Annotated in this window: 9 protein-coding genes; 5 read left to right on the top strand and 4 right to left on the bottom strand. The window is 72.1% G+C overall.

Annotation, left to right across the window (positions count from 1 at the left end):
* Nucleotides 1-4: 4 nt before the first annotated feature.
* Together ACK8N7_RS07750 and ACK8N7_RS07745 are read right to left on the bottom strand one after the other, a co-directional pair.
* Nucleotides 5-679: a response regulator gene (locus ACK8N7_RS07750; RefSeq protein ID WP_403215698.1), complete on the bottom strand. Its 675-nt coding sequence runs from the start codon at nucleotides 677-679 to the stop codon at nucleotides 5-7.
* Nucleotides 676-2,382, bottom strand: a complete 1,707-nt coding sequence (locus ACK8N7_RS07745; protein WP_500441639.1) for a sensor histidine kinase — start codon at nucleotides 2,380-2,382, stop codon at nucleotides 676-678. Before ACK8N7_RS07745 ends, ACK8N7_RS07750 begins: the two co-directional genes overlap by 4 nt.
* 198 nt (nucleotides 2,383-2,580) lie before the next feature.
* On the opposite strand from ACK8N7_RS07745, the gene ACK8N7_RS07740 reads away from it, so the two are divergent.
* Nucleotides 2,581-3,600, top strand: a complete 1,020-nt coding sequence (locus ACK8N7_RS07740) for a LacI family DNA-binding transcriptional regulator (RefSeq protein ID WP_015611931.1) — start codon at nucleotides 2,581-2,583, stop codon at nucleotides 3,598-3,600.
* 36 nt (nucleotides 3,601-3,636) lie between these two features.
* Here the strand turns inward: ACK8N7_RS07740 and ACK8N7_RS07735 are convergent, their stop codons facing one another.
* Nucleotides 3,637-4,884, bottom strand: a complete 1,248-nt coding sequence (locus tag ACK8N7_RS07735) for a citrate synthase (RefSeq protein WP_403215694.1) — start codon at nucleotides 4,882-4,884, stop codon at nucleotides 3,637-3,639.
* Nucleotides 4,885-4,995: 111 nt separating this feature from the next.
* Here ACK8N7_RS07735 and ACK8N7_RS07730 point away from each other — a divergent pair, with 111 nt between their 5' ends.
* Both ACK8N7_RS07730 and ACK8N7_RS07725 read left to right on the top strand, forming a co-directional pair.
* Nucleotides 4,996-6,141 (top strand): citrate synthase/methylcitrate synthase, encoded by a 1,146-nt coding sequence (locus ACK8N7_RS07730; protein ID WP_351094617.1) that lies wholly within the window; start codon nucleotides 4,996-4,998, stop codon nucleotides 6,139-6,141.
* A 24-nt stretch (nucleotides 6,142-6,165) separates the two neighbouring features.
* A complete protein-coding gene (locus tag ACK8N7_RS07725) occupies nucleotides 6,166-7,314 on the top strand; it encodes a CobW family GTP-binding protein (protein WP_500441636.1) in 1,149 nt (382 codons plus the stop codon).
* Between the two features lie 64 nt (nucleotides 7,315-7,378).
* Here the strand turns inward: ACK8N7_RS07725 and ACK8N7_RS07720 are convergent, their stop codons facing one another.
* Entirely contained in the window at nucleotides 7,379-9,832 is a 2,454-nt protein-coding gene (locus tag ACK8N7_RS07720; protein WP_403215690.1) for a DNA gyrase/topoisomerase IV subunit A, read from the bottom strand.
* Between the two features lie 277 nt (nucleotides 9,833-10,109).
* Between ACK8N7_RS07720 and ACK8N7_RS07715 the strand changes: the two genes are divergently transcribed.
* Together ACK8N7_RS07715 and ACK8N7_RS07710 are read left to right on the top strand one after the other, a co-directional pair.
* Nucleotides 10,110-11,456, top strand: coding sequence for a M16 family metallopeptidase (locus ACK8N7_RS07715; protein WP_403215812.1), 1,347 nt, complete (start codon nucleotides 10,110-10,112; stop codon nucleotides 11,454-11,456).
* Nucleotides 11,457-11,482: 26 nt separating this feature from the next.
* Nucleotides 11,483-12,853, top strand: a complete 1,371-nt coding sequence (locus ACK8N7_RS07710) for a M16 family metallopeptidase (protein WP_403215810.1) — start codon at nucleotides 11,483-11,485, stop codon at nucleotides 12,851-12,853.
* The last annotated feature ends 31 nt before the right edge of the window (nucleotides 12,854-12,884 follow it).

Below are 12,884 nucleotides of genomic sequence, written 5' to 3'. Positions count from 1 at the left end.
AGGTTCAGCCGGCGGCCCAGGCGTACCGGTGCTCCGGGCGGCCCGTCTCGCCGTACCGCAGCGTCAGCCGGACCTTGCCGGTCCGCTCCAGCAGCTTCAGATAGCGCTGGGCCGTCTGCCGGCTCATCCCCGCGCTCTCCGCGATCTCCTGGGCTGAGAGCGGCCCGTCCGCGTCGCGCAGCGCCTGCCGGACGAGTTCGGCGGTGGTGGGGGAGTGGCCCTTGGGGAGGTCCGTCTCGCCCGCCGCCCACAGGGCACCGAAGAGCCGGTCCACCTCCGCCTGCTCGGCCTGCCCGCCGCCGTCGAGCGTGTGGCGCAGCGCCGCGTACGCCTCCAGCTTCGAGCGCAGACCGGCGTACGTGAACGGCTTCACCAGGTACTGGAGCGCGCCGTGCCGCATCGCGTCCTGCACGGTGCCCACATCGCGGGCGGCGGTCACCATGATCACGTCGACCTGACGGCCCAGCCGGCGCAACTCCCGTACGACGGTGAGGCCGTTGCGGTCCGGGAGGTAGTGGTCCAGCAGGATCAGGTCCACCGGTACGTCCTCGACCACGGCCAGCGCCTGGGCCGCCGAGTGGGCCTGTGCGGTCACCCGGAATCCGGCGACCTTGGCGACGTACGCCGCGTTGATCCGCGCCACCCGGACGTCGTCGTCCACGATCAGGACCTGGATCACCGGTTGTCTCCTGTCGTGGCGGGATGCGGTGCCGTGGCCGGATCCGCCGTTTCCGGCCCGGCCAGCGCCTCCGGGAGGACGACGGTGAACACCGCCCCGCCGCCATCGGCCCCGGCGACGGTCACGCTGCCGCCCTGGCGCTCCGCGAGCCTGCGGACCAGGGCGAGCCCGAGGCCGCGCTTGCCGTGCGCCGGGAGGTCCTTGGTGGACCAGCCCTCGGTGAAGATCGACGCGTACTGCTCCGGGGCGATCCCGGGGCCGCTGTCCCGCACGCGCAGGACCACCGTACGGCCCTCGGCCCGCAGCCCGACCTCGATCCGGGCGTCGCCCGACCCGGCCGCCGCGTCCGTGGCGTTGTCGACGAGGTTGCCGACCACCGTGACCAGGCCGCGCGGGTCGACCACCCGGTCGGGCAGCAGCGTGCCGGGGGCCAGCCGCAGCGAGACGCCACGCTCGGCGGCGACCGTCGCCTTGCCGACGAGCAGGGCCGCCAGCAGCGGGTCCTGCACCTTCTCGGTGACCTGCTCCGCCGTCGCCCGGTGGACGCCCACGACCTCCGTGACGAACTCCATGGCGTCCTCGTGCATCTCCAGCTCCAGCAGGCCCAGCAGGGTGTGCAGCCTGTTGGCGTGCTCGTGGTCCTGGGCGCGGAGCGCGTCGATCAGCCCGGTGGTGGAGTCGAGCTCGCGGCCGAGGTGTTCGAGCTCGGTCCGGTCGCGCAGGGTCACCACGGCCCCGCCGTCGTCCGTCTCCATCCGGTTGGCCAGCAGGACCCGGCCGCCCTGGACGGCCAGCAGGTCGTCACCCACGACCCGGCCCGCCAGCACGTCCGCGGTCCTGCCGCCGTCCAGCACCTCCGCCAGCGGCCGGCCCGCCGCCTCGGGGCCGAGCCCGAGCAGCCGCTGCGCCTCGTCGTTCAGCAGCCGGATGCGGCCCGTGCCGTCGAGCGCGACGACCCCTTCACGGATCGAGTGCAGCATCGCCTCGCGCTCTGTCAGCAGCGCGGAGATGTCGGAGAACGCCAGGTCATGGGTCTGCCGCTGCAGTCGGCGCGAGATCAGGTACGCGGCGAGCGCGCCGACGGCCAGGGCCCCGCCCGCGTACGCGAGGAGCCCCGGGATCGCCCCGAGGAGGCGGGCGCGGACGCTGTCGTACTCGATCCCGACCGAAACCGCGCCGACCACCTCGGACGAGCTGGAAGAGCCGGCGGAGCCCGAGGAACCGGCGGAGCCGTACAGCGGCACCTTGCCCCGGGCCGAGCGGCCGAGGGTCCCGCTGTCGATCTCCATGACCTCCCGGCCGCGGAGCGCGTCCCCGGGGTCGGTGGAGACCACTTCGCCGATCCGGTCCGTCTCCGGGTGCGACCAGCGCACGCCCCGGCGGTCCATGACGACGACGTACTCCGCGCCGGTGGCCCGCCTGATCCGCTCGGCGGCGGACTGCACGGGGCCCGACGCGGACGCCTCCGTGGTGCGCAGGTCCTCCGCGATCCCGGGCTGGGCGGCCGTGCTCTGCGCGATGGCCAGGGCGCGGCGCATCGCCTCGTCGTCCAGCTGGGCGCTGAGGGGGGCCAGGAACAGGCCGGTGACCAGCACGGTGACGCCCGTGATGATGGCCAGCTGCATCAGCAGGACCTGGGAGAAGACCCGCTGCGGCCAGCCGAACCGGCGCGGTCCCCGGTCGGAGATCGATGGGGCGTTCATCGTAGAGACGGTAAACGGCGTCGAGGGCCGGTGGAAATCCATGGACGGGTGCGGGGTGGAGGGGGCAGGGGATCCGCGTGCACCCCTTGCCTGGCGGCGCGCCTTCTGTGAGCGTTCTCGTACGGGCGTTCTGAGAACGTTGCGGGGAGTTCGGCAGTAGCGCAATCTACTTGCACTTCTTGCGCTAATCTTGCGCTCATGACGCGACGACTTGCTCAAGTGGCCCAGAAGGTGGGAGTCAGCGAGGCGACGGTCAGCCGGGTGCTGAACGGTAAGCCGGGCGTCTCCGACGCCACCAGGCAGGCTGTTCTCTCCGCGCTGGACGTCCTCGGCTACGAGCGGCCCACGCAGTTGCGGGGGGAGCGGGCCCGGCTGGTCGGGCTCGTCCTGCCCGAGCTGCAGAACCCGATCTTCCCGGCCTTCGCCGAAGTGGTCGGCGGCGCACTCGCCCAGCAGGGGCTCACCCCGGTGCTCTGCACGCAGACCAAGGGCGGGGTCTCGGAGGCCGACTACGTCGAGCTCCTCCTCCAGCAGCAGGTCTCCGGCGTGGTCTTCGCGGGCGGCCTCTACCACCAGGAGGACGCCCCGCACGACCACTACAAGGTGCTCGCCGACCGCAAGATCCCCGTCGTCCTGATCAACGCGGCCATCGACCGGCTCGGCTTCCCGGGTGTCTCCTGCGACGACTCCGTCGCCGTCGAGCAGGCCTGGCGCCACCTGGTCTCGCTGGGGCACGAGCGCATCGGCCTCGTCCTCGGCCCGTCCGACCATGTTCCCTCGCAGCGCAAGCTGGCCGCCGCCCGGGTGCTCGCCGAGGAGACCGGCACGAGCATCCCCGACGAGTGGGTGGCGCGGGCGATGTTCTCGCTGGAGGGCGGGCAGGCCGCCGCCATGCGCCTGCTGGAGCGGGGCGTCACCGGCATCATCTGCGCCAGCGACCCGCTCGCCCTGGGCGCGGTCCGGGCCGCCCGCCGCCGGGGACTCTCGGTGCCCGACGACGTATCGGTCGTGGGCTACGACGACTCGGCGTTCATGAACTGCACCGAGCCGCCGCTGACCACCGTCCGCCAGCCCATCGAGGCCATGGGGCGCGCGGCCGTGGAGCTGCTCTCGGTGCAGATCGGCGGCCGGACCGTGCCCTCGGACGAGCTGCTCTTCGAGCCCGAACTGGTGGTGCGCGGATCCACCGCCCAGCCGCCGCGCGAGAATTCCCTCTGATCCGTAGCTAATTTGCGCTGGTCCGGACCTGAGGGCTCAAGGGGCGGGCTGGGGTGGCCGGGGGCCGGTGTACTGCCCGCTCGGCCGGATCCGCAGCGGGCGCTCCCCGTACTCCTCCAGCGCGTGCGCGATCCAGCCCGCCGTGCGGGAGACCGCGAACACCGTCTCGCCCGCCTCCGCCGCCATCCCGCAGGAGACGGAGAGGGCGGCGAGCGCCAGGTCGATGTTGGCGTGCAGCGGTGCGTGGCGGGCCGTCGTGGCGACGACCTCCCGGGCCGCCGCCAGCGCCCCGGCCGCCTGCGGTACGTCCTCCAGCAGGGCGAACAGGGTCCGGGCCCGCGGGTCCTCGCCCCGGTACAGCCGGTGGCCCAGCCCCGGCACCGGGCGCCCGGTCCGCAGATGGTCGGCGACCACGGGGACCGCGCTGCCCCGGTCCACCGCCTCCTGGAGCATGCGGTGGGCCAGTCCGCTCGCGGCTCCGTGCAGCGGCCCCTCCAGGACGCCGAGGCCTGCGGAGACCACGGCGTACGGATGGGCGCGCGCCGAGGCGGCGACCCGGGCGGCCAGGGTGGAGGCCGCCAGGTCGTGGTCGATCAGGAGGGCCAGGGCCGCGTCCAGGACGGCGAGGGCCGGGGCGTCCGCCGGCCGCGCGGTCAGCCGGGGCCACAGTTCGCGCGCCAGGGAACCCCCGTCGGCCTCCGGTACGCCGAGCACCGGCAATGCGCCCACCAGCGTCGGGATCAAGCTCCGCGCACTGCTCAGCACCGCACCCGGTGAGAGGTCGAAGCGCAGCGGATCCGTGGCGGCCGCAGCGGTCACCGCCACCCGCAGCCGGTCCGTCGAGCCGCTGTGCGCCGGCAGCGCACCGACCGTCCGGCGAGCGGCCGCCAGGGTCTCGGCGGGTGCGGTGAAGCGTGCCCCGAGCCGGAGCTCACCGGTCCAGAGCCACTCCGCGACCTCCTCGTAGCTGTGGTTCCGGGCCAGCTCCGTCGCATCGACCCCGCGGAAGTAGTACCGGTCCTGCTCGATGAGGGTGATGCCGGTACGGAAGACGAGGTCGCCCCCGGCCGGTGACGGCTCGCGCCGCCCCGAGCGCCGGGCCAGCGCCCGCACCTCGTCGGCGTCGAACGTGGAGCCCCTGCCGCCTGCTGCCCGCACACTGCTGAGCTGACCCCGGCTGACGTACGCGTACACCGTCTCGGGCTTCACCCCCAGCAGCTCGGCCGCCTCCCGGGTGGTCAGCCGGGGTGCGTCCGGTCGGCCGGGCTCTGGTTGATCCGTCATGGGAACCACCGTATCCACTCCGTGTTCACATTGACTCAGTCAACATTGACAGATTTACAGTCAAGCATGGACAGTCGAATCAATGCTGCATGCATGGAGGAGAGAACAGCCATGACCACCACCTCTGCCGTCCCCCGCGGTCTCGCCGGCGTCGTCGTCACCGACACCGCCCTCGGCGACGTACGCGGCCGCGAGGGCTTCTACCACTACCGCCAGTACTCGGCGATCGAGCTCGCGCGGACCCGTAGCTTCGAGGACGTCTGGTACCTGATGTTCCACGGCGAGCTGCCCGGCCGGGCAGCGGCCGCCGACTTCGCGGCCCGTACGGCGAGCCTGCGTACGCTCCCCGCCGAGGTGCGCGAGGCGCTGCCCGCCATCGCCCGCGCGGGCGCCGTCTCCGGCCCGCTCGCCGGACTCCGTACGGCCCTGTCGCTGCTCGGCGCCTCCACCGGATACCGCCCGGTCTACGACCTCGACGCCGACCGCCGCCGCGCGGACGCACTGGCCGCCTGCGCCGCCGTACCCACGATCCTGACCGCGCTACAGCGCCTCGGCCAGGGCCTCGAACCCGTCGAGCCCCGCGAGGACCTGCCCTACGCGGCCAACTACCTGTACATGCTCACCGGCAGCGAGCCGGAGCCCGACCGGGTCCGGGCCGTCGAGCAGTACCTGATCTCCACCGTCGACCACGGCTTCAACGCCTCCACGTTCACCGCCCGCGTCGTCGCCTCCACCGGCGCCGACCTGGCCGCCTGCCTGGTCGCAGCCGTCGGAGCGCTCTCCGGACCGCTGCACGGCGGAGCGCCCAGCCGCGCCCTGGACACCCTGGACGCCATCGGCACCCCGGACCGCATCGACGGCTGGATCCGCGAACAGGTCCTCTCCGGCCGCCGCATCATGGGCTTCGGCCACCCCGTCTACCGCACCGAGGACCCGCGCTCCCGGATGCTCAAGTCGATCGCGCAGAGCTTCGGCGGGCCGCTCGTCGACTTCGCCGTGGAGGTCGAGCAGCAGGTGGAGGCCATCCTCGCCGAGCTCAAGCCGGGGCGGGAGCTGCACACCAACGTGGAGTTCTACGCCGGGGTCGTCATGGAGCTCTGCGGGCTGCCGCGCGCGATGTTCACGCCCACCTTCTGCGCGGCGCGGGTGATCGGGTGGAGCGCCAATATCCTGGAGCAGGCGGAGGACTCCAAGATCATCCGCCCTGCGGCCCGCTACATCGGCACACCCCCGCCGCAGCCGGTCCCCGCGCCCTGACCGCCCATCCGAGGAAGGCCCCCGTTGACCCCGCCCCGCACCCAGCAGATCCCGGTCGTCGTCCTGGCGGGCTTTCTCGGATCAGGCAAGACCACCCTCCTGAACCACCTGCTCCGCAACCGCGCGGGCACCCGGATCGGCGTGATCGTCAACGACTTCGGGTCCATCGAGATCGACGCCATGACCGTCGCGGGGCAGGTCGGCTCGACGGTCTCCCTGGGCAACGGCTGTCTGTGCTGCGCGGTCGACGCGAGCGAACTCGACACCTTCCTGAAGACGCTCACCCGCCCCTCCGCCCGGCTGGACGTGATCGTCATCGAGGCGAGCGGTCTCGCCGAGCCCCAGGAGCTCGTACGGATGCTGCTGGCCAGCGAGAACCCGCACATCCTGTACGGCGGTCTGGTCGAGGTCGTCGACGCCGCCGAGTTCGACGCGACCCGGGAGCGCCACCCCGAGATCGACCGGCATCTGGCCGTCGCCGACCTCGTGGTCCTGAACAAGACCGACCGGGTGGGGGAGGCCGAGCAGGAGCGGCTGCGCGAGCGTGTCGCGGAGCTGAGCGGCCCCGCCGCCGTCATCTCGGCCGTGCACGGCCGGATCGACCCCGAGCTGCTCTTCGATCCCGCGCTGCGGCCGGACGGCGAGGAGAAGATCCGTCAGCTCACCTTCGAGGATCTGCTGCGGGAGGAGGCGGGCCACGCGCACGAGGACCACGCCGACCACCTTCATGCGGCGTACGAGAGCGTCGACTTCACCTCGGACACCCCGATGGACCCGCGCCGCTTCATGACGTTCCTGGACTCCCGGCCCGAGGGCCTCTACCGGATCAAGGGGTTCGCGGACTTCGGAGCGGGGGACCGGGACAACAAGTACGCGCTCCACGCGGTCGGCCGGTTCCTGCGCTTCGTGCCGCAGCCCTGGGCGAGGTGTGAACAGCGGCTCACCCAGCTCGTCATGATCGGGGCCGGTGTCGACGCCGGGGCGCTGCGGGACGGGCTCACCGCCTGCCGTGCGGAACCTGCGGAGAACCCGGTGGCGGGAGACGACCCCGCCGATGGCCTCGGCACCCCTGACGCAGAACGCAGCATGTGGGGGGTGCTCCGGTACGTACAACAGGAACCGGAGCACGAAGACGTACCCGGGGACGTGCGGGAAGCGACTGCGGAGGCGTAACGCAAGAAGCGGCCGCGGAGGCGTAACACCCCCCCGGCCGCTTCCCGCTACGTCACCGGCCCGCTTACAGCGGCGCCCCGGCGATCACGGCCACCGGCTCCAGCAGCGGCGTGCCCGAACCGTCGCGCCGCGGGTCCGGCTCCGGCAGCTTCGCCGGGGTGCCGTTCTTCTGGGCGGCCCGGGCCGGGGTGGCGCCCGCCCAGGCGAAGACCAGGACGTCCTCACCCTTCAGGAACCGCTGGCAGCGCACACCGCCGGTCGCCCGGCCCTTGCGCGGATACTGGTCGAACGGGGTGAGCTTCGACGTCAGCACCGAGTCGTCCAGCGTCCCGTGCGAACCGGCCACCGTGAACACGATCGCGTCCGCCGCCGGATCGACCGCCGTGAACGACAGCACCTCGGCCCCTGCCGTCAGCTTGACGCCCGCCATGCCTCCGGCGGCCCGCCCCTGCGGACGCACCGAGCCCGCCGGGTAGCGCAGGAGCTGGGCGTCGGAGGTGATGAAGACCAGATCCTCCTCGCCCGTACGCAGCTCGGTCGCGCCCACGATGCGGTCACCGTCCTTGAGGGTGATGACCTCCAGCTCGTCCTTGTTGGCCGGATAGTCCGGCACGACGCGCTTCACCACGCCCTGGAGGGTGCCGATCGCCAGCCCCGGCGAGGCCTCGTCGAGCGTGGTGAGGCAGATGAGCTCCTCGTCCGCCTCCAGGTTGAGGAACTCCGAGACCATCGCCCCGCCCGAGAGGTTGGGCTCCGCGTGGGTGTCCGGCAGCTGCGGCAGGTCGATCACCGAGAGCCGCAGCAGCCGCCCGGTGGAAGTCACCGCCCCGACATCGCCGCGGGCCGTCGCCGCGACCGCCGAGACGATCACGTCGTGCTTGGTCCGCCGGGCGTCCTCGGAGACCTCGACCGGGTCCGCGTTGGCCGTACGGGCCAGCAGGCCCGTGGAGGAGAGGAGCACCCGGCACGGGTCGTCGGCGACCTCCAGCGGTACGGACGCGATCTGCGAACCGGCCGACTCCAGCAGCACCGTGCGCCGGTCCGTGCCGAACTTCTTCGCCACCGCGGCCAGTTCCGTGGAGACCAGCTTGCGCAGCTCCGCGTCCGACTCCAGGATCGCGCTCAGCGCCTCGATCTCACCGTTGAGCCGGTCGCGCTCGCTCTCCAGCTCGATCCGGTCGAAGCGGGTGAGGCGGCGGAGCGGGGTGTCCAGGATGTACTGCGTCTGGATCTCGCTCAGTGAGAAGTGCGCCATCAGGCGCTCCTTCGCCTGCGCCGAGTTGTCGCTGTCCCGGATGATCCGGATGACCTCGTCGATGTCGAGGAGGGCGACGATCAGCCCCTCGACCAGGTGCAGCCGGTCGCGGCGCTTGGTGCGGCGGAACTCGCTGCGCCGGCGCACCACCTCGAAGCGGTGGTCGAGATAGACCTCCAGCAGCTCCTTGAGGCCCAGGGTGAGCGGCTGGCCGTCGACCAGGGCCACGTTGTTGATGCCGAAGGACTCCTCCATCGGCGTCAGCTTGTAGAGCTGTTCCAGCACGGCTTCCGGCACGAAGCCGTTCTTCACCTCGATGACCAGGCGCAGGCCGTGCGCACGGTCGGTGAGGTCCTTGACGTCGGCGATGCCCTGGAGCTTCTTCGCCGAGACCAGGTCCTTGATCTTGGCGATCACCTTCTCCGGGCCGACGGTGAAGGGCAGTTCGGTGACGACGAGGCCCTTGCGGCGCGCCGTCACGTCCTCCACGGCGACGGTGGCGCGGATCTTGAACGTGCCGCGGCCCGCCGTGTACGCGTCCTTGATCCCGTTGAGCCCGACGATGCGGCCGCCGGTGGGCAGGTCGGGGCCGGGGACGAAACGCATCAGCGTCTCGATGTCGGCGCCCGGGTGCTTGATCAGGTGGCGGGCGGCGGCGATGACCTCGCCCAGATTGTGCGGGGGCATGTTGGTCGCCATGCCGACGGCGATCCCCGAGACCCCGTTGACCAGGAGGTTGGGATAGGCCGCCGGGAGGACGACCGGCTCGCGCTCCTGGCCGTCGTAGTTCGACTGGAAATCGACGGTGTCCTCGTCGATAGCCTCGGTCATCAACGACGTGGCGTCGGCCATCCGGCACTCGGTGTACCGCATCGCGGCCGGCGGGTCGTCGTTGCCGAGAGAGCCGAAGTTGCCGTGGCCGTCGACGAGGGGCAGCCGCATCGAGAAGGGCTGTGCCATCCGCACCAGGGCGTCGTAGATCGACGCGTCTCCGTGGGGGTGCAGCTTGCCCATGACCTCGCCGACGACGCGCGCGCACTTCACATAGCCGCGGTCGGGGCGCAGTCCCATCTCGTTCATCTGGGACACGATGCGCCGGTGCACCGGCTTCATGCCGTCGCGGGCGTCGGGCAGGGCCCTGGAGTAGATCACCGAGTACGCGTACTCGAGGAAGGAGCCCTGCATTTCGTCGACGACGTCGATGTCGAGGATCTTCTCCTCGAAGTCGTCCGGCGGCGGGGTCTTCGTGCTACGGCGGGCCATCGCGGCTGCGACTCCTTCACGGATTCTGTTCGGACAACCTGAGCTTGTTCGGGGCGACACGAGCTGACAAGTCGAGCTACTGACGCGGACCATTGTGGACCGCCGCACTGACAACGCGGACCTCGACCCGTCCGAAGCGCTCCCGGGCGGTGCCACCTGGGGCACCATCGACGGAAACATCCACGGAACGGGAACTTCGCCAGGTGCCGGTGCGCTTGCTTAGAGTGGCAGGTCTGGCAGGAAGTCCAGTATCGCGATCGAAGGGACGTACATGCCCATGGGTCACACGGCCACAGCACAGGCCGGCTCCGGCGGCTTGACAGCGACCGAGCACCGCCTGGCCAACGGCCTGCGTGTGGTGCTCTCCGAGGACCATCTGACCCCGGTCGCCGCGGTCTGCCTCTGGTACGACGTCGGTTCGCGCCACGAGGTCAAGGGACGCACCGGTCTGGCTCACCTCTTCGAGCACCTGATGTTCCAGGGCTCGGGACAGGTCAAGGGGAACGGTCACTTCGAGCTCGTCCAGGGGGCCGGCGGCTCGCTCAACGGGACGACCAGCTTCGAGCGGACCAACTACTTCGAGACCATGCCCACCCACCAGGTGGAGCTGGCTCTCTGGCTGGAAGCCGACCGTATGGGCTCCCTCCTCGCCGCGCTCGACGAGGAGTCCATGGAGAACCAGCGCGACGTCGTCAAGAACGAGCGGCGCCAGCGCTACGACAACGTGCCCTACGGCACCGCGTTCGAGAAGCTCACCGCCCTCGCCTACCCCGAGGGCCACCCGTACCACCACACCCCGATCGGCTCCATGGCCGACCTGGACGCGGCAACCCTGGAGGACGCCCGCGCGTTCTTCCGTACGTACTACGCGCCCAACAACGCGGTGCTCTCGATCGTCGGGGACATCGACCCCGAGCAGACCCTCGCCTGGGTCGAGAAGTACTTCGGCTCCATCCCGTCCCACGACGGCAAGCAGCCGCCGCGCGACGGCACGCTGCCCGAGACCATCGGCGAGCAGCTGCGCGAAGTGGTCCACGAGGAGGTCCCGGCGCGTGCGCTGATGGCCGCCTACCGCCTCCCGCACGACGGCACCCGCGCCTGTGACGCGGCCGACCTGGCGCTGACCGTGCTGGGCGGCGGCGAGTCCTCGCGGCTGCACAACCGCCTGGTCCGGCGCGACCGTACGGCGGTGGCGGCGGGCTTCGGGCTGCTGCGGCTCGCCGGGGCGCCCTCGCTGGGCTGGCTGGACGTGAAGACCTCCGGCGGTGTCGAGGTGGAGACGATCGAGGCCGCGGTCGACGAGGAGCTGGCCCGGTTCGCCGCCGACGGCCCCACCGCGGAGGAGATGGAGCGGGCGCAGGCCCAGTTGGAGCGCGAGTGGCTGGACCGCCTGGGGACGGTCGCGGGCCGCGCCGACGAACTGTGCCGCTACGCGGTCCTGTTCGGTGACCCCCAGCTCGCCCTGAGTGCCGTGGGACGCGTCCTGGACATCACCGCGGAGGAGGTGCGCGAGGCGGCGGAGGCGGCCCTGCGTCCCGACAACCGGGCGGTGCTGGTCTACGAGCCCATCGAGCCGGCCGACGAGGCCGAAGGCACCGACGAGCCCGAGGGGGCGGACAAGTGAGCGACGCCGCCGTGACTGGAGTAGCCATGGAGTACCACCCGCAGCCGACCCCGGGCACCGCCCGGCCCTGGGCGTTTCCCGCGCCCGAGCGCGGCGCCCTGCCCAACGGGCTGACCGTGCTGCGCTGCCACCGCCCCGGCCAGCAGGTCGTCGCCGTGGAGATCTTCCTCGACGCGCCCCTGGACGCCGAGCCCGAGGGCTTGGACGGCGTGGCCACGATCATGTCGCGCGCGCTCTCCGAGGGCACCGACAAGCGCAGCGCCGAGGAGTTCGCCGCCGAGCTGGAGCGCTGCGGCGCCACCCTCGACGCGCACGCCGACCACCCCGGCGTCCGGGTCTCCCTGGAGGTCCCGGCCTCCCGGCTGGCCAAGGCGCTCGGCCTGGTCGCCGAGGCCCTGCGCGCCCCGGCCTTCGCCGAGAGCGAGATCGAGCGGCTCGTCGGCAACCGCCTCGACGAGATCCCGCACGAGCAGGCCAACCCGTCCCGGCGCGCCGCCAAGCAGCTTTCCAAGGAGCTCTTTCCGGCCACCGCCCGGATGTCCCGCCCGCGCCTGGGCACCGAGGAGACGGTGCGGCGGATCGACGCCGCCGCCGTGCGCGGCTTCTTCGACGCCCACATCCGCCCGGCCACCGCGACGGCCGTGATCGTCGGTGACCTCACGGGCATCGACCTGGACGCCCTGCTCGCCGACACCCTCGGCGACTGGTCGGGCGACGCGGGCCAGGCCCGCCCGGTCCCGCCGATCACCGCCGACGACACCGGCCGTGTGGTCATCGTGGACCGCCCCGGCGCGGTCCAGACCCAGCTGCTGATCGGCCGCATCGGCGCTGACCGGCACGAGCGCGTATGGCCCGCGCAGGTGCTCGGCACGTACTGCCTGGGCGGCACCCTCACCTCCCGGCTGGACCGGGTGCTGCGCGAGGAGAAGGGCTACACCTACGGCGTACGGGCCTTCGCCCAGGTCCTGCGCTCGACCGGCCCCGACTCGGGCGGCGCGGCGATGCTCGCCATCAGCGGTTCCGTGGACACCGAGTCCACCGGCCCGGCGCTGGACGACCTCTGGAAGGTCCTGCGGACGCTGGCGGCCGAAGGGCTGACCGACGCCGAGCGGGAGACGGCCGTGCAGAACCTGGTGGGCGTCGCCCCGCTGAAGTTCGAGACGGCCGCCTCGGTGGCGAGCACGCTGGCCGACCAGGTCGAGCAGCACCTGCCCGACGACTACCAGGCCCAGCTGTACGCCCGCCTCGCCGAGACGGGCACCGTGGAGGCGACCGCGGCCGTGGTCAGCGCCTTCCCGGTGGACCGGCTGGTCACGGTCCTCGTGGGCGACGCGGCGCAGATCGCGGAGCCGGTGAAGGAGCTCGGCATCGGAGAGGTGACCGTCGTCAGCGGCTGACGCCGCGTCGGTATACACCAGGACGAAGAGG

Origin of the sequence: Streptomyces griseobrunneus (assembly GCF_046713465.1) — a bacterium.
Classification (GTDB): Bacteria; Actinomycetota; Actinomycetes; order Streptomycetales; family Streptomycetaceae; genus Streptomyces; species Streptomyces microflavus.
Note: the sequence above shows the minus strand (reverse complement) of the source record. Positions and strands in the feature narration are given on the sequence as shown.

Coding starts and splice junctions, on each gene's coding strand:
- ACK8N7_RS07710 (WP_403215810.1), top strand. CDS start 11,483: ATGGAGTACCACCCGCAGCCGACCCCGGGCACCGCCCGGCCCTGGGCG.
- ACK8N7_RS07720 (WP_403215690.1), bottom strand. CDS start 9,832: ATGGCCCGCCGTAGCACGAAGACCCCGCCGCCGGACGACTTCGAGGAG.
- ACK8N7_RS07740 (WP_015611931.1), top strand. CDS start 2,581: ATGACGCGACGACTTGCTCAAGTGGCCCAGAAGGTGGGAGTCAGCGAG.
- ACK8N7_RS07730 (WP_351094617.1), top strand. CDS start 4,996: ATGACCACCACCTCTGCCGTCCCCCGCGGTCTCGCCGGCGTCGTCGTC.
- ACK8N7_RS07745 (WP_500441639.1), bottom strand. CDS start 2,382: ATGAACGCCCCATCGATCTCCGACCGGGGACCGCGCCGGTTCGGCTGG.
- ACK8N7_RS07715 (WP_403215812.1), top strand. CDS start 10,110: ATGGGTCACACGGCCACAGCACAGGCCGGCTCCGGCGGCTTGACAGCG.
- ACK8N7_RS07735 (WP_403215694.1), bottom strand. CDS start 4,884: ATGACGGATCAACCAGAGCCCGGCCGACCGGACGCACCCCGGCTGACC.